This is a genomic window from Sphingorhabdus sp. (genome assembly GCF_023910635.1).
In the GTDB taxonomy this organism is placed as follows: domain Bacteria; phylum Pseudomonadota; class Alphaproteobacteria; order Sphingomonadales; family Sphingomonadaceae; genus Sphingorhabdus_B.
In genome coordinates this window covers 1-17521 of the sequence record NZ_JAAVVZ010000013.1, presented here as the reverse complement: position 1 = coordinate 17521, position 17521 = coordinate 1, and the positions used below count along the sequence as shown (strand labels likewise).

Annotated in this window: 12 protein-coding genes; 5 read left to right on the top strand and 7 right to left on the bottom strand. The window is 51.7% G+C overall.

The window, feature by feature from the left end:
- Positions 1–62: 62 nt before the first annotated feature.
- Entirely contained in the window at positions 63–3251 is a 3189-nt protein-coding gene (locus tag HEQ34_RS09045; RefSeq protein ID WP_296199867.1) for a TonB-dependent receptor, read from the bottom strand.
- A gap of 152 nt (positions 3252–3403) precedes the next feature.
- Here HEQ34_RS09045 and HEQ34_RS09040 point away from each other — a divergent pair, with 152 nt between their 5' ends.
- Positions 3404–4909: a tryptophan halogenase family protein gene (locus HEQ34_RS09040; RefSeq protein ID WP_296199865.1), complete on the top strand. Its 1506-nt coding sequence runs from the start codon at positions 3404–3406 to the stop codon at positions 4907–4909.
- 108 nt (positions 4910–5017) lie between these two features.
- On the opposite strand, the gene HEQ34_RS09035 is transcribed toward HEQ34_RS09040, so the two are convergent.
- A complete protein-coding gene (locus HEQ34_RS09035; protein ID WP_296199863.1) occupies positions 5018–5842 on the bottom strand; it encodes a hypothetical protein in 825 nt (274 codons plus the stop codon).
- A 280-nt stretch (positions 5843–6122) separates the two neighbouring features.
- Here HEQ34_RS09035 and HEQ34_RS09030 point away from each other — a divergent pair, with 280 nt between their 5' ends.
- Positions 6123–6575, top strand: coding sequence for a hypothetical protein (locus HEQ34_RS09030; RefSeq protein ID WP_296199861.1), 453 nt, complete (start codon positions 6123–6125; stop codon positions 6573–6575).
- A gap of 207 nt (positions 6576–6782) precedes the next feature.
- Here the strand turns inward: HEQ34_RS09030 and HEQ34_RS09025 are convergent, their stop codons facing one another.
- Together HEQ34_RS09025 and HEQ34_RS09020 are read right to left on the bottom strand one after the other, a co-directional pair.
- The gene (locus HEQ34_RS09025; protein WP_296199859.1) at positions 6783–7358 is read right to left on the bottom strand and encodes a hypothetical protein; all 576 of its coding nucleotides are present in this window, start codon (positions 7356–7358) and stop codon (positions 6783–6785) included.
- Complete coding sequence (locus HEQ34_RS09020) at positions 7358–8293, bottom strand: sterol desaturase family protein (protein ID WP_296199857.1); 936 nt, start codon at positions 8291–8293, stop codon at positions 7358–7360. The genes HEQ34_RS09025 and HEQ34_RS09020 overlap by 1 nt, the downstream gene beginning before the upstream one ends.
- Positions 8294–8383: 90 nt before the next feature.
- On the opposite strand from HEQ34_RS09020, the gene HEQ34_RS09015 reads away from it, so the two are divergent.
- A complete protein-coding gene (locus HEQ34_RS09015; RefSeq protein WP_296199856.1) occupies positions 8384–9286 on the top strand; it encodes a LysR family transcriptional regulator in 903 nt (300 codons plus the stop codon).
- A 291-nt stretch (positions 9287–9577) separates the two neighbouring features.
- Positions 9578–11029 carry an HWE histidine kinase domain-containing protein gene (locus HEQ34_RS09010; protein ID WP_296199854.1) on the top strand — a complete coding sequence of 484 codons (1452 nt, stop codon included), beginning with the start codon at positions 9578–9580 and terminating at the stop codon, positions 11027–11029.
- A 322-nt stretch (positions 11030–11351) separates the two neighbouring features.
- Here the strand turns inward: HEQ34_RS09010 and crtI are convergent, their stop codons facing one another.
- A complete protein-coding gene (gene crtI / locus HEQ34_RS09005; RefSeq protein WP_296199852.1) occupies positions 11352–12956 on the bottom strand; it encodes a phytoene desaturase family protein in 1605 nt (534 codons plus the stop codon).
- A gap of 98 nt (positions 12957–13054) precedes the next feature.
- Positions 13055–14329 carry a M20/M25/M40 family metallo-hydrolase gene (locus HEQ34_RS09000; protein WP_296199850.1) on the bottom strand — a complete coding sequence of 425 codons (1275 nt, stop codon included), beginning with the start codon at positions 14327–14329 and terminating at the stop codon, positions 13055–13057.
- Positions 14330–14592: 263 nt separating this feature from the next.
- On the opposite strand from HEQ34_RS09000, the gene HEQ34_RS08995 reads away from it, so the two are divergent.
- Positions 14593–16875 (top strand): EAL domain-containing protein, encoded by a 2283-nt coding sequence (locus tag HEQ34_RS08995; protein WP_296199848.1) that lies wholly within the window; start codon positions 14593–14595, stop codon positions 16873–16875.
- A 324-nt stretch (positions 16876–17199) separates the two neighbouring features.
- Here HEQ34_RS08995 and HEQ34_RS08990 read toward each other — a convergent pair.
- The coding region (locus HEQ34_RS08990) for a type ISP restriction/modification enzyme (protein WP_296199846.1) at positions 17200–17521 on the bottom strand (322 nt) is incomplete at its 5' end.

Genomic DNA, 17521 nt, shown 5'->3' with positions numbered 1-17521 from the left:
AAGAAAAACGGACCCAAGTCATATGACCAAGGTCCGCTTTTCCGCAACACTGATACTAAGTGTTAGAATTCAAATCGAGCAAGGAAAGTGAAGCGTCGATCGTTCCGGAACGCCGAGCGCGTTGCGCGGGTTCCGCTAAAGTCGATGACTTGCGACGTCTGCGTGACTTCGTCGAGCAAGTTTACGCCCTGTACGCCGAGTTTTAACTGCGGTGTGACTGACACAAAGATCGACCCGTCAAGCTGCCCTGTCGCTTCGCCATAAATTGGCGAGAACGGGAAAATGACGTCGCGCGGTGTCTGCAGGAAGTCAGAGCGCCAGTTGTAGGCAACGCGCGCTGACAGTGGCCCCTTTTCATAAAAAGCCACTGCGTTGATCGTATGCTTTGATACACCAGCCAATGGCAAGCCGCCACTAAACGGACTTTGCTCCGCACCCAAATTAGAGTTGTTGAAGTCACCTGCATCGACATATGTGTACGTCAACTGTGACCCCAGCCCGCTCAGGACGCTCGGCAGGAAGTCATATGCCTGCTGATAAGCGACTTCGAAACCCTTCAACGTACCGCCATCGCTGTTGACCGGCGTATTAAACAAAATATCTGTGTTAACACCGCCGGGCGTTTTAAACGGACGAACGATAGCGCCTCCGTTAACGATTCCCTTAATGTCTTTCAGGAAGCCTGAGACGGAAAGCGAACCGACTTTGCTGAAATACCATTCGAACGAAAGGTCGTAGTTCCAAGCTTCTGCGGGGCGCAGGAATTTGTTACCCGTACCGATGCCGAGCAAAGGACCAGTGTCCAGAATTCCGCCGGCGCGAAGATTGGTGGTGTTATCGTAAGCACCGCCACCTGATGCAAATGATGAAAGGTCCGGCCGGGAAATTCCCTTCGATACCGCGCCGCGCACCAACATCCCATTACCGAAATCAAGCTTTGCGTTGAAGCTCGGCAGCCAGTTTGTAAAGCGGACGTTCAGCGGATCGGCAATAATCTCGCCCGTGAATAGCGCTGCATAGGCGGCCTGGCGGCTTGGTGACAGACCGCAATATCCGGGCACTGGAGTTATGTTATTTGCCAAAATAAAGGCACATGATCCCTGCACCTCTGCCAATTGGACCACGCCGTCCTTGTTGCCATTATTGTCGAAGAAATCTGGCGATGGTAGCGTAAACGACCCCCCGCTTCGTACCTTTGTGCTCACATACCGCAGGCCTATATTGCCGTCGAGCGTAACGCCTCCGAGGTCCGTGCCAAAATCGACGCGCGCATAGGCACTGCTAGTGCTTTCATCAACGTCAGATATCTCGCCCTTCGTCCAGGGCCCGCCGGGCAAAACATTGCTCCGCGCTGAAATCGGAAACCAAGCATTTGGCGTTAGCGTATAGGCCGTAATAGCGTCCGCTTGTGTGCGGACGGCACCGCTCAAATAATCTTGGAGTACATTGTCTCCGCCAAAAAAGAAGGCCGAGCCATCGCCGAGAGGAACTGGCGCGTTACCGCGTTGGAAATTGTCGCCAAAAGGATTGCGGAGTTGCGAGGAGTTCGGGAAGTCTTTTACATAGGCGCCGCCGCAACCAAAGGCTTGGAAGTCGCCGCAATTCCAATTGCCGCCGCGCCCTGTCCATGGCGCGCCCAAATTGCCCCAGTTTGAGAAATTGGCGCTGCGGGTCACACGATTGCGGTCACCCCAACGTGCGCCAAAGCGGGCTTTTTTGAAGAAGCCATCTTCGCTAACATCATATTCGCCGTCAAAACGCATGCTCGTCAGTTCGCCGTCATTCTTCACCTGATTATCCAGAAGGAACCAGTAAAATGTACGTGCGGGATTGTTGAAATAGCTCGCAGGTGAATTGGCGGTGCCAGGCTCAAGGAACTGAACCAGCGGTGTGCTGCCGGTGTTATCGATCGAAACGTCTGTGTAGGTCTGCATCGCCGAGATAAAACCATCTTCGGTCCGGTCTGACTTGATACGCTGCACTTCAAAGTTCAAGCGCAAACGGTCTGTTGGCGTCAGCTTAATCTGAACCGACATATCTTCGGTTTTAGCCGCATCTTCACGCTGGAACCGCAGTAATTCGGTAGGAATCCCGCGCCCGCCATTAAATGGTTGGAATTGGGTCAGCGTCCCGCTGGCAAATTGATTGCCGTTGAAAGTCGGTGTCGTTCCAGGGGCGATAACGGGAAATAGTCCATCATCATTGACCAACGCGAGCACTGCAAATTCATTCAAAGTCGCTTCGGTTTCTGCGCGCAGATATTCAACCGTAACTTGAGCCCGACCGTCGTTGCTCTCCCACTGGCCGACCGCAGAATAGGCATTGCGATCACGCGTCAGATCGGTTGTGCGAACGCCGGCGCCTTTTGGCACAAACACTGCGCCTGCAGGTGGGAAATTAGCTTCGTTCAGTTGCGTGTCACCACTAAAACCGCCCGAGCCAACCGACCGCACACGAATACAGGCCGCAGTAAGCGACTGCGCGCGATAGCAAGGATCGGTAATTTGCGATGCATCGGTGCGTGTGACCAATTCCGACTGCGCATAAGCTAGTTGGATGCCGAATGTGCCGATACCAGTTTCAAAGGTGTTCGAACCGAGGACGGAGAAACCCGGCGACCATTCTTTGGCGAGATCGCCATAATTACCTTCGACGGTGCCAGCGATGTGGAAACCGCGTTTATCAAGGGGCTTGCGGGTGACGAGATTGACTGTTCCCGAAATGCCGCCATCGATCATATCGGCGGTATTGTTCTTAAACACCTCGACGCGGCCAAGAAGTTCAGGCGACACGTCGTTGAATGACAGTTCTCGGCCACCATTGGCAGAAAAAATGTCGCGACCGTTCAATTCAGAGCGGACAAACGGTAAGCCACGAATGATGACACCTGAACCTTCGACTGAAAATCGGTCAGGGTCGTTGCGCTGTTCGAAACGCGAAATATTGACGCCAGGAACGCGCTGCAATGCTTCAGCAACGGAACGATCAGCAAGTGCACCAATATCTTCGGCAGTGATAACGTCGACAAATGTATCGGCGTCGCGCTTGATGTTCTGGGCGCTTTCAAGTGATTTTTTAAACCCAGTAACAATGATAGCGTCTTCAGCCTCAGCGCCTTCAGCAGCGTCATCCGGTTGATCTGCACTTTGTGCAAACACGGGCTGCGCTGCACATAGTGCAATGCTGGAAGCTGTCGTCAAGACGGCAAGGCGCTGTAATCGCGATGCTCCGAATAAAGATTTGTGTGCCAAAAGATCCTCCCTCATGAGTGATTCGGAGGGTATTTTCCCTCTTTGACCATAGTCATATCTCTAGTTGAGAGCGTTCACAAGAGATAAAATGAACGTTCACAATTTGCACATTGAGACAATATCGTTATAGAAATATTTAAGGGAGAGGCTAAATGGCAATCGAGCATATCATCATTGTTGGAGGTGGAACCGCGGGCTGGATGGCCGCAGCAGCCATGTCGCGCTTGTGCGAGAGCAAAAGAGTCTCGGTTACGCTTATCGAATCCGAAGAAATCGGCACCGTTGGCGTGGGCGAAGCAACGATACCTCCGTTTATTGAATTCAACCAATTATTGGGTATCGACGAGCGCGACATGCTGTCGATGGTGCAAGGCAGTTTCAAGCTTGGCATCCAGTTCGTAAACTGGGGCAAAATCGGCGATAGCTATATACACCCTTTTGGTAATTACGGCTATCAGGTTGACGGTATTTCCTTTCACCATGTTTGGCACAAATATCAGCAATCGGGTGACAAACGGCCAATCCAGGTCTTCAATGTAGAAACAATGGCAGCACATTTCGGGCGCTTTGCCCGAACCGAAGATTATCAGCGCGAAGATCTTCCGCCGGTGAACTACGCCTATCACATCGACGCGGGACGCTACGCCAGATATTTGCGCAATTATGCAGAAACGCGCGGCGTTGTCCGCCGTGAAGGCAAGATTTCTGACGTCACATTAGACAATGAAAACGGTTTTGTATCGTCGGTGACCATGGAGAACGGTGACGTGTTGAAGGGCGATCTTTTCATCGATTGCTCGGGTTTTCGCGGATTACTCATCGAACAAGCGCTCAAGACTGGATATGATGACTGGTCCAATTATCTGCCCTGTAACCGCGCCGTGGCTTTGCCTTGCCTGCGTGAAGATGGCAGCGGCCCCTTGCCGTATACCCGCGCCACTGCGCATTCGGCGGGATGGCAATGGCAGGTGCCGTTGCAGCACCGCAACGGCAATGGCCATGTCTATTGCAATGAATATATGTCTGATGACGAGGCGCATTCTATCCTCATCAACAATATTGCCGGCAAACCGGGCGCGGAGCCAAATTTCCTGCGATTTGTAACCGGACGGCGAAAGAAGTTCTGGAACAAAAATGTTGTAGCTCTCGGGCTTGCATCGGGGTTCATGGAGCCGCTGGAGTCGACGTCGCTGCACTTGGTGAACACGGGCATAAACAAGCTGATTGCGTTGCTTTCCCTCGACGGCGTTACCCAAACCCAAGAGGATGCCTTTAACCGCTTAACAGGCAAGGAATATGCGCGCATTCGCGACTTCCTCATTCTGCATTATAACAGCACGACACGCGACGACAGCCCCTTCTGGAACTATTGCCGCAACATGTCCGTGCCCGACAGCCTGACAGAGAAAGTTGAGCTGTTCCGCCAAAACGGCCAAATATTCCGCGAAGATGATGAGCTATTTACCGAAACCAGTTGGGCAGCAGTCATGATGGGACAGGGTATTAAGATGGGCGGGCACAACGCCATGGCTGACGCAGTGAAAGAACCCACTACGCGGCGCGAAATCGATGAAATGGAAAAATCGATCCAGTTTGTTGTCCAGCACATGCCGTCACATGGTGAATATCTGAAGCAATATTGCCCCGCGCCTGCTTAAAAGAGCTGGTGTCGGTGCGCGATGTGACTCCGTAAATTTCATCCATTTGTAATTAGGGCGCGAACGCATAAATAGCACCTTCGCGGTGATATTTAAGCGGTCCTGACCCTAAGTCGGACTGGTTTGCACTGGTGGCCGGATCGCTCGTATCCCCCGCAGCCAACCGAAATAACCAACCAGAACAGCCGCTAACATACCCGTTAAGACAGTGAGTTCTGGGGAAAGCATAGCGTAGAATTTAAACAGTGTATGCAACAATGGAGTGGATGGCGCAAACCACATCATGATGGTTTGCGTCGCCATGAACGCTGAGGCCACCAACCAAGGCGCGCCATGCTTGCGATCCATAAAGTAGAGGGTCATTGCAAAGAGGATCGCCAAGCCGTTACTAATTGCGATGACGTCGATCACAGCCATTGGCCCTTCACTTCCAATAAAGTTCATCCAAGGGAGTGCCTGCTCCATCAACCGGCTAAATGGAGATTCAAACAGGATTAGCGGGGTCGCAAGCATATACCCTGCATGCAACCGAATGTTTCTTCGGTGTCGCAACGCTTGGTAAAAAAGCGTTAGATATGCTGCAATCGCGATGAACATGCCGATGCCGAATGATGGCCCAAGCAACATGACGAACGGGCTTTCTTGAGCCGCGTATCGTGCCGCTGTCACGTTAAGTATCATTACAAAACCGGCAATAAGAAGCGGGAAAAGACCAAGACTCGCCAGTCCCGCCAGTTTATGAAAGGCGTTGTGACGTCCGTGTATTGTCGCGCTTTGGAGGATCAGCAGCAGGAGCCAGATCGTCGCTGAAAATGCATGTGCATGAAACGCAAATGGAACTGCACCTGCTATGCTAAAGTAGCTTTTCCAAAAGCCCGCTAAGATAACGGCCAGCACGAAGCCGACATAATAATGACCGTATCTGTAAGGCATCAGAATTTTCCCCCGAAAAGTTCGTGTAGTGACCTTGTTAAAGTATCATTTGTCATTCTGAGTCAAAAAAAATGTGGTAAAATAACGTAAATTTTAATTACATATCTTTTGATATATATAATTTGTCTATTTAAAAAGTTTAATATTTTAAATTATTGAACAATATAGTATAAATAACTTTAGACCATTTAAATTGACAAAACATATAATATTTCTATGTTTTAAAAACAACGTCGTGGAATGTTGTTTCCAAAATGGCGTTGTTTGGAGGACAATAATCATGAGAACTCGTTTTTATGTAGTCATCGCCGTTGCCGCACTGGCCAATAGTAGCCTTGCTTCCGCACAATCCTTCACTTGGACTTCAACTTCTTCTCCACCAAGCACCACTGTGGGTGGCGTAGCACCTGATGGTAGACCGTTTGGCGCGCAGGTCATCTCTTCCACCGCAGAGGGTATTTTCGAAGGTAAGGTGGTAAAAACCAGCTCGAAATGCATCAGCATGACCCAACCCGCTAACGCGCAAATCTTCAACGTCCATATGATGTGCGACACAACGGCTCCCGACGGAACGTACACATCGTACTGGGGCTGCACGATCATGGGGTCTGCCGAGCAGTCGTGCATCGGCGGCATGCTTGGACTGACTGGTGCCTATACGAAACGATCCGGCAACATGACTGGTCACATAAAGGGCAACAAAGCCACTGGCACTGGTCAGTGGAATAATTGACCTAAGATCGCGTTCCCAAAGGCGACGCAGGTCGCAACTACCAAAGGTCAGGACCACTTAAATTCACCATCGCGGTGTCAAAATGACCTCAAACCGCGAAGGTGGATTTAAGTGGTCCTGATCCTAAAGAACTTTCAATGGAAAAACGCTAAATCTGCAACTCCGTACAGTTTGGGTCTGGCGTGCGGCAGGAAATTGTTTTTTGGATCACCGCACGCTGCGCTCGACTGGCATCAAACCCTTCGCGAGTGCAGCGAGAGCCAAAGCAATGACCACATGATAGATATGCCAGGCTACCGCCTCATCAAGCCACGCCGCACGCCGGATGAACAGCGTATTTGCAAGCATCACTGCGCAGGCAATAGGCACAAGCCATAAAGGCCGCGATGCGCCCGGTCGCATAATGGAAGCAACACATGCAAGCGTGAGGGCCAATAAGAACACGGGGCCTAGCAAGGGTTGCGCGAACCAAAAGATCGCGAAGGCAGCAGTTAACATGGCTGCGATTATTCCTATCTCTTTTCGACCCTCAGAAGGGAAGAGATAATGCGACACCATAGCCAAGGCGCCGGCAAGGCCTAATGTTTGCGAAGCACCCGCATGCAAAGCAGCAAGCGCGTCCTGCAAACCAACGCCAAAACGCACTACCCCGATACAGGCCGCTATTCCAAAGCACGCCATGGCAAATGCCGGCAAAGCCTTTCCGTTTCGCCAAAGGATGTTTCCAGCAAAGATCGTGACGAGCAATATTGCCGCGTCGGATAGCGCGTAATGGGCAGGCATTATATTCTCGGCAGTGGCGCTGTGACTTCATTATTGGGCAGCAAACCCGCCTCACGTTTGATGTCTGCTGATGTCAAACGCGACCCATCATGGCTCCAGCCGGGCGGCGCAAAAATGTAACATAATCTCTGCCATACACTCAGCCCGCGCTGCGTCGCATCCTGCGCAATACCTACATATTCATGCGTTAAGATCGTGAATGGGTTAAATGTCTCCAGATTCTTGACCAGGCCATAGTCAACCGGCACGGCGCGGTCTTCCTCCACAAATGTGCCAAACATGCGATCCCAGATAATCAGCGTACCGGCAAAATTCGCATCCAGATATTCTGGATTTCGACCATGGTGCACGCGGTGATGGCTTGGCGTGTTGAAAATATATTCAAACCACCTTGGCAAACGGTCGATCGTCTCGGTGTGGAGGAAGAATTGGTAGGCTGCATTCAAGACCCCACAAAAAACAACCAATACAGGATCAAAACCGATTAAAATGAGCGGAATCTTAAGCATCATCGTGCCCGTAAAGTGCTTCATCCAACTTTGGCGCAGCGCAATGGGCATATTAAAGTTGGTGGAAGAATGATGGACCACATGCATGGCCCAACCCCAACGGACGCGGTGGCATATGCGGTGGTGCACGTAGAACCGCAGATCGTCGAGAACAAAGCACAACAGGAACGATCCCCAAGTGATTGGTATTTCGCCAATGGCAAAGGGTGCCGCCGCAAATAAAGCGGCGGTGGTGATAAAGGCAAATATTGCATTTACAGGATCACTTGCGAGCCCCAGAAAAATCGAGAGAGCTGAGTCTTTCAACGGCACATCACCCTTGCGCTTGAGAAAGCGAATAGCACCCAGTTCGAGCAAGATACCCAGTGCAAAAGCAGCAAGTATTATGACGAACCAATTTTGGTTGATGAACTGCCCTATGGTCACACATTTCTCTCCCACGATTGATGACAGAGATAGACGGCCTAAAAAATTAAAAAATTGAATAATAAATGCATATTATGTAATTATTGGAACATGAATATAAATCTGAATAGGCTATCCCGGTTCGTCGCCGTGTATCGCAACAAAAGTTTCAGCCGGGCCGCCAACGAGCTCGGCATGACGCATTCGGCACTGACCAAATCGGTTCAAATGCTTGAACAAGAACTGGGCACAGAATTGTTTAACAGGACCACGCGCAGTGTTGTCCCCACCGATGCCGGCAACCGCCTTGCGCAACGGGCGGAGGAGCTTTTGGCTTTAGCGGACCAAATCGGCGATGAGGTCTTATCCGGTACACGACATTTGCGGCTTATTGCAGGACCCGCAGTGATGGAAGCATCCTTAGCGCCAGCCCTCACGTCATTTTACAAGGCACATCCCAACATTCGCGTGACGGCGGAAACCCTTCCCCTAGATATAGCCGCAGGCCGTTTACGCCAACGGGAGGCGGACATGTTACTTTTTCATTCCACCAGCGTTAGCGCCATTCCCGAACAGCGGTTGTTTCACATCAATAAGATAATCGACGAGGCGTATGTTGCCGTGATGCGCAAAGACCATCCGGTGTTGCAACGCGCCTTTGGTTCGGATGAGATGCTTCAGTATAAATGGGCCATTCCTGGCTATGATAGAAACTACCGCTCGGCAATTCCGTCAGACATAGAAGAAAAATATCGCCGCTCCGGCTTCCCACATTACCGCGTTCTCAGCCTCGTGTCGTGCCTTGCTCTGGTGGCTGAAAGCGACATGATTACCTTATTGCCCGCCTCCTTCGCAAATAGGGAAGCACGTGCGCTCGACCTGACGGTCATGCCCATGCCCTTAAGCGATGGCGCGCGGTATGACGTCAGCGCAATCACGCTCAAAAATGATAATCCTGACCCTGTGTTGAATGCGCTGAAAAACGCTTTTGCGATACAAAAGGATGCTTGCTAGGGTCAGGACCACTTAAATCCGCCTACATCAGCTGACCGTGGCCCAGTGCGATAAGCAAATGGCGGCAAATGCAGTTTGGCGGCGAATATACTGCCGGCGGCGACCCGCATCGGATTGGTAAAACCGGGGCGGTATCATGACAAAATGGCGGTGTCGTTTTTCAGATTACTGTTAGGGTCGGGACCACTTAAATAGTTCGTTTCAAGAATAGTTGTGTTACCAATAGCTATACAGCTACAGCTAAGGCGGATCATGGCAACAACCACTCTCGATCGCGGAAAGCCCAGCCGAATGACCGCCTGGATCATGCGCCTCCCTTTGGCAGATCAGAACCCAGTTTTGCAGTTGGCTTGCACATTAGCTATTTTCGCTGCGGCATGGTTTTTGCGCGTTGAGACCGCTCCCATGCTCCCGCCGGGATTTCCCTACGTCACATTTTTTCCGGCTGTCATTATCACTTCATTCCTGTTTGGCGTTCGGTTTGGCTTGATATCGGCGATGCTGTGTGGCGCGGTTGCGTATTATTACTTCCTCACCCCCACTTATTCGTTCAGCATCGCTGGAAAGCAAGTTGCACTTGGTTTTTACGTTTTTGTGGTGGCGACCGATTTGTTGCTTGTTCACGGTATGCAGGCGGCGAACCAGCAATTGATTAAGGAGCGCGAATTAACCCTTAATCTGGCGAATGCAAAAGCAGAGCTGGTCTTGGAACTGCAGCAGCGGGTTACCGAACGAAAAAACGCCATCGATGAACTGCGCGAAAGTGAAGTTAAAACACATCTGGCAACTGAAACCGCCGGTATTGGCCTTTGGCAATGGCATATTCCAACTGGGCAAGTCACGTGGGACAAGGCAATGTTCGACCTATATGGGATACCTCCAACCACAGATGGTCTGGTGAAATATGAAGACTATATCGCGAGCGTTCATCCTGAAGACGCGGCCAACCAAAATGCCGTTTTACAAGACACGGTCATCAGGTGCGGCGCAAGCAAACGCGAATTTCGGATCCTTCCACGCGACGGTGGTGACGTTCGATACATTCGCGCTGTAGAAACAGCGCGTGCGGGTCCCGATGGAAAGACCGAGTGGGTAGTCGGCACTAATCTCGACATCACGGAGGAAAAAAATCGTGAACGCCACATTCAACTTCTGATGGGTGAGATAAACCATCGCGCCAAAAATCTTCTCGCGGTCGTTTTATCCGTCGCAAGCCAGACACGCGGGGTGGATCATGCCGATTTTCTGAAAAAATTCTCTGCCCGAGTTCGATCCTTGGCCGCCGGTCAGGACGTTCTTGTCGCGAATCAGTGGAAGCGGGTATCGCTTGATGCCCTGATCCGTGCCCAACTCAACCATTTCAAAGATCTTATCGGATCGCGCATTACGATCTCGGGAGATAGTGTGCAATTGTCGCCAGCGGCAGTCCAGACAATTGGAATGGCAGTGCACGAACTCGCCACAAACGCCGCCAAACACGGGGCGTTGTCAAATATCGAAGGTCGCATTGACATAAGTTGGCAAAAGATAGCGGGTAAGACCTCTGATCGCCTTGTCATGAGCTGGATCGAGTCTGAAGGCCCTCCCGTTTTTCCTCCAAAAGAACTCGGATTTGGTTCGATGGTCACAGGTAAAGTTGTTGAGATGGGCCTCGGCGGAGAAGTCACAGCCAATTTTGCACCAACGGGCTTTTCCTGGCGGCTCGATTGTCCTTTTGACCAAATCAGCGAACGCGCCGCATGAAGGGTTCCAGCACGCCGCTGAACTAGGAGGCCGTCCTTATAATGCGGCTTCCCGCTGATCTGGCACGCCGTTTACGACGGATGCATCGACGCCTAGGGTCAGGACCACTTAAATCCACCTTCGCGGCGTCAAAATGGCAAAGATATCGAAGGAAAATGGCCGCCGTAGGCAGTAAGTCTGCCTGCAAGGGCGTTTTGCTTTGAGATCGAAGCCATTTTGGCGTCCTTTGGATTTGGCCCATATTGTCCATTGCCACGTTGACAAGCTTGGACTTAGAACCACTAAGTCCTGCGCTTGCCGCCTTGCACTGAACAGTATGGCCTCAAACCGCGAAGGTGGATTTAAGTCGTCCTGACCCTAGGTCGCGGGCTATCTCGCGTGCGGTCATTTTGGCCGACATCATCACCGACGGCGTACCGCCACCTGGCTGCGTGCCTTGGCCTACCAGATAGAGATTGTGCACATCTTCCGACTTATTGTGTGGACGGAAAAAGGCGGTCTGCGTCAAAACAGGTTCCACGCCAAACCCATTGCCAAGATAGGAACCCAAGGTTTCTGAAAAATAATCCGGCGTGATGAAGCTCATATGCTTCAACCGCGCGGCAAGATCGGGGATATAGCCGCGCTCTTCCAAGAAGGTCAGCACCCGCGCGCTCAGCTTTGGCCCTTCGACGTCCCAGTCGATGCCGCTTGCGTTATTGGGAACTGGAATGAGCGTATAAGCGGCATGATGGCCCGCAGGCGCCATAGCCGGATCGGTCAGTGTCGGAATGTGCAGATATTGCGAGAAGTCCGGGCTCATCACCTTCTTCTCGAAAATCTCATCAAGCAAAGCTTCGTATCGGGGACCCAATATGATGTTATGATGGCGCAAATCAGGGTCATTGTCGCGGCATTCATAGCCGAAATAAATTACCATCAACGACATGGATTGCTTGCGGAATTTCACCAATGCATCGCGGTTAATGCGCCGATGCGCCTTATCTACCAGCTTTAGATAGGTCGTTGCGTAATCGGCGTTCGACACCACAACATCCGCAAATATCGTTTCACCGCTTGCAAGCTCGACGCCCTTGGCAACGCCGTCTTCCACCAGTATCCGTTGCACAGGTGCCTTGAGCCGCAACCGGCCGCCCATTTCTTCAAACTTTTTGACTAAAGCCGCCACCAGAGCGCCTGTGCCGCCCTTGGCGTAATGAATGCCCCAAGTCTTTTCGACGAAATGGATCATCGCATAAATCGCAGGCACCTTCATCGGGTTGCCGCCAACCAGCAAAGGTTCAAAGCTGAATACCTGCCGCATTTTGTCTGATTTGAAATATTTGCTTACCATCCCGAAAAGCGACCGCACCGCGCCAAGCTTCAGCAAATCGGGCACAACGCGCAGCATCGATCCAAGGCTGCCGAAATAGGTATAGCCCAGCGTCAAAAATCCACGTTTAAATATGGCTCTGGCTTGATCGTGAAAGGCTTCATATCCCGCAAGATCCTCGGGCGCCAAACGCTTGATCTGCGCCCGCGTGCTGACGGGATCGCCATCATAATCAAAAAACGTGCCGTCATCGAAATAGATACGGTAAAATGGAAGAATTGGGACTATTTCGACATATTTGCTGGTATTGGGTCCGCCCGAGATGCCCTCACGCACGCGGTTATTTTCATCCAAAACATGCGGCGGAAAGTCGGGCTCGCCAAGCATGGCATGGTCTTGCTGCAGGCTAAACAATTCCTCGATGAAATGCGGCACCGTAAGCACCGTCGGCCCCATATCAAATGTAAAGCCATCCGCCTTGCGGACATAGGCACGGCCACCGGGGGCATCCAATGCCTCCAATATTTGCGTATCAAAGCCAAGGCTTTGTAACCGCATGGCACATGATATGCCGCCAATACCTGCACCAATGACAACTGCTTTACGTCGCAACATTTTTTAGATCACCCTTAGTTGCCTGACTGCTAGTGCCTAAAACAGTTCGTAACAACCCAGATATAATCCTAGGTTCCGCAACGAAGTTCCCGCTGAGGCTATGGCATATCGGCCATGGTCAATAACATCAGCAATCCTGTCGACATGCCCTTGACGCTTTGTCCTTTTTCCACGTCAATCCATTCGTCGAGCGCATGCGCGCGGCCGCCACTTCCGCCCGATCCAATGGTCAAGGCTGGCACGCCTAAGCTCATGGGCAGATTGGCATCTGTCGACGACGCGGTCAGTTGCGGCGTCATACCATTTGCGCGAATGGCGGCCGCCGCGATTTGCGTAATCGCGGCGCTTTGCGCCGTCATGCCTGCTGGCCGGTCACCGATAAGCTTCGTTTCGGCGACAATCTTTCCCTCTGTAATGGCGCGCGCGTTGTTTTCAGCATCTATGCTGTTCTGCACGATGGACAAAAACCGTTGTTCGACTTTGGTCAACTCCGCCGGACTTTCGGAACGGAAATCAAATTCCATAAACACTTCATTGGGAATGGAGTTTACCGACGTGCCGCCGCCCGTAACAGACGCCGCATAGGTCGTCTTTGGTGAAACGGGCACCGGTATCTTATACAATTCGGTCACGGTCTGGCTCATGGCCACCATGGGGTTCACCAGGCCGAATGCGCCATAGCTATGGCCACCCGGTCCCTTATAGCTAATCCGGTACCGCCGTGACCCTACGCCGCCGTTGACCACGCGTTCGGGGTTGGTGCCGTCCATGGACACAAATGCTTTCACCCGATCCTTATACTTGCCCTTGGTGAGCAGATAGCGCACACCGCGCAAGTCGCCCGGCCCCTCTTCACCCACATTGCCAACGAACAATATATCGGTACGCGGACGCACATTTTTGTCCTTCATCGCCCGTGCATAGGCCAGAATGACGGCAAGGCTTCGTGTGTCGTCGCCGATGCCCGGCGCATATAATCTGGTGCCGTCGCGGCGCACCTTTAACGGCGTGCCTTCGGCAAAGACCGTATCGAGATGCGCCGCAAGGACGAGCACAGGGCCGCCCGCAGGGCCCGATCCGCGATACAGGCCCATCGCATTACCCTCTGCATCTATTTCGACGTCCTGAAGCCCCGCTACGCGCAACATATCGTGATATGCCTTGGCACGCGCTGCCTCTTTGAAAGGTGGGGCAGGAATTTCGACCAGTGTGATGATTTCGTCCACGATGCGGTCATGTTCGGAATCAAGCTGCTGCACCAAGCCATAATAGCTTGCACTTTGCGCGACGCGCTGCACTGCATCGTCGCTTTTCGCTGGCGTCATCGTTGCGCCTAAAGAGGCGAGCATTATCAAGCCGGCGGTAAATTGCATCTGCGGCATCCTTATCGTCTGTTGCGTACCCGTCCACCTTGGCCGTCGCATTGCAATTTGTCCATCATGGCCATTGCCGGCACATTACGTGCCGCGATCTGGCCCAACGCGAATTGGCGCGCGGTCGCATGATGGGTAACCCATCAAATCATTTAGGGTCAGGACCACTTAAATGCACCTTCGCGGCGTCAAAATGACAAAGGTACGTGCACGCGACGCAAGGTTAACAAAATTTTCACCATGTTAGGGCTATGCCCCGACGCATGGCGCTTAATCTCAACAAGGCAACCATCGGCCGAAAAATTCTGCTCGTCGCAATTGTCTGCGGCGTGCTGGGCGCGCTCAATCTTTTTCAACCCTTGGCACTTGGGCTCTACGCCCTTCAAACCAAGGCTGCGGTTAAACCAGTATCCGGCGATATTGTCGTGGTCGGCATCGATTCTGCGTCTATCGATGCCGTTGGCCGTTGGCCGTGGCCGCGCGACAAGCAGGCTGAGTTGCTCCGGAAAATCGACGGTTACGCACCAGCGGCGATTTATGTGGACATCGGCTATCAAGGCCGCACGACCGCATATGCAGACAGCCGCCTGCGCAATACGCTCGAAACGCTAAAAGCGCCGACCAAAGTCATCGCGCTTGCCGCACGATCCGAGAATGACGCAGCCCGTTCCATTTTCTCCCACCCGGATGTTGTGGGGTCAACCGACGTGGTGTCCGCCTCGCTTCCGTATCTTTTCGGTTTCGTTTGGGACGCGCCGATAAGCATACAGACCGAACGTGGCCCGCTTATTTCCCTTGCGGCCAGTATCGCGGGTTTGGACCCGAAAAACCTCAATACTTTTCCGGTCGACTATGCGTTTGACCCCAAATCGGTGCCGTTGATATCGCCTGTCGGTCTCTTAGAACAGACCGCAGACCCCGATATATTGAAAGGTAAGACCGTCATATTGGGTGTAACCGACCCCACCCAAAATGATATCCACTCGATGCCCGGATGGGGCGACCAACCCGGCGTTATCTTTCATGCGTTGGCCGCAGAGACGCTCAAAAGCGGTATTCCGGTCAACTGGGGCTGGTTTTACTTTTTCGCCTTTGCCCTTGTCATTTGCGCGATGCAGCTAACACGGCGCGGCCTCCAATATAGCAAATATATTAGCTGGGCAGCAGCTTTGGCGATTTTGAGCGCGAGCACCTGGCTGGCAACGCTTAACATTGCCAATGATCCGATGCCCGCTTTGGCATTGATAGCAGGCGTGGGCATATTAGTGTCGCGCCAAAAGGCAGCGCTTATTCGTTCCCAACGCAATGCGGGCACCGGCTTTTTCAATATGACCGGATATTTGGTGGAGGAAGTTGTTTCAAACGCCCTGTTCATTGGCGCAACGCTGATCCGCGCCGAAACACGATTGGGATATGTCCGGCAAGAGGACGAAATCGCCATTATGAAGGAAGTGGGCCACCGCCTGTCCACGGTGATTGACGAACAACAGATCACCCATAATGATAATCAACAATTCCTCTGGGAAATGCCAAGCATCGCGACAAGCAAGCTTGCGGATCATCTGGAAGGTTTGCGGCGATTATTTGCTGAACCGCTGGTCATCAACGGTCGCAAAATCGATATTGATATCTATTTCGGCGTTGACCGCAACGTGAACAAAAATATCAAGAGCCGCATGGAAAGCGCGCTTGCGGCATCGGTAGACGCCAGCATATCGCAATCTAGCTTCACCATAGCGACCACTGCCGATTTCGACAGTGTGTTACAACCGCAGTTCGCGTCCGAATTTGAAACCGCGATGAACAATGGCGATATGGAATTGGTGCTGGAGGCACAACAGAATTTGGGTGACGGTCAGGTCCGCTCCGCCGCAGCCGCGCTGCGTTGGACGCATCCTGCTTATGGTCAAATCAATACCGCCAAATTATTTGCGATGGCCCGGCATAGCGGCAACTTAAAAACCGTAAGCACCTATTTATGCACACAGGCGATCATGGCCGCAGGGCAATTGGTCAAACAGCAGTCCGACTTTGCCGTAAATGTCAAAATATCACCGGCTATGCTTTTAGATGACGGCTTTGCTTCGGATATGCTGCAACACATATGGAATGCAAAATGCCAGCCATCCAACCTGACCTTCGAAGTCATCGACCTCCACGACTATAAATTGAATGATGCCGTCCGCGTGGCATTGCACAAATTACAAACGCACGGCTTTCGCATTGGTATAAGTAACTTTGGCACAACCGATGCTGACATTGATTTCATCAATCAATTTCAGCCCGATGAAATATTCTTGGCAAAGAGTTTTTGCGCAGAACTTCTTGGTTCAACAAGCAGTGCGATCTTTGCTGTTGGCGCACTGCGAATCGCTAAAGCAAATCACATCATTACTACAGCAAATGGCATTGATGATCGCGATGTACTTACCGCGTTACGACGTCATGGTTGTGATAAAGGAAAAGGAAAGATTATTGCTATACCACTGAATCTTCTCAATTTCTGCTCCATCTACTTAACCACATTTCATAATAAAGTTGGTTAATAAACAATTGTTGAAGATAGTTAATTTTCCATTATATTAACATGTTGGTCGAGCAGGCCACGTTTTAATGGAGAAACGACATGAAAGCGCTTGAAAAAGCTAAACAAGTCGAAGACCAAACAGCAGGTTTTTGGGACTGGCTTTTTGGTGGCGGTCGCGCAGGCGGCGTCAACGGATAATAATTTCTAAATTAATGAGAAAGGGGGGGCGTATGTTCCCCCTTTTTTATTATTAACAACTATAACTAATATTATAGTTTACTAAAACATAAGTAATATTAACTTTATGTCGGCGTCCATGCACCCTGCCGCGGGCATCAATGGTTCAGGGAAGAGGCAATCTAATGTCGCGCATGATGCGGTCGGTTTCGGACAGGATTTTGATGATCTTTTGATAATGGACCACATCGTCAAAGGACAATGCCCTGCCCTTGCGGTCCTTCAACCATTTCTGCGCGGGCTGATACCCGCCGATGTGAAATTCCCATGCGATGCGCGGGACATTATCGAAATATTGATCCGCGTTTATGTGAACACGGCCATACTCCCCTCCCGCAAGCGGGAGGGGCTGGGCCTGTGACGGTGAGGTTTCAAGGCTCGCCTCCGGCTCGCTCCCACCCCTAACCCCTCCCGCCTGCGGGAGGGGA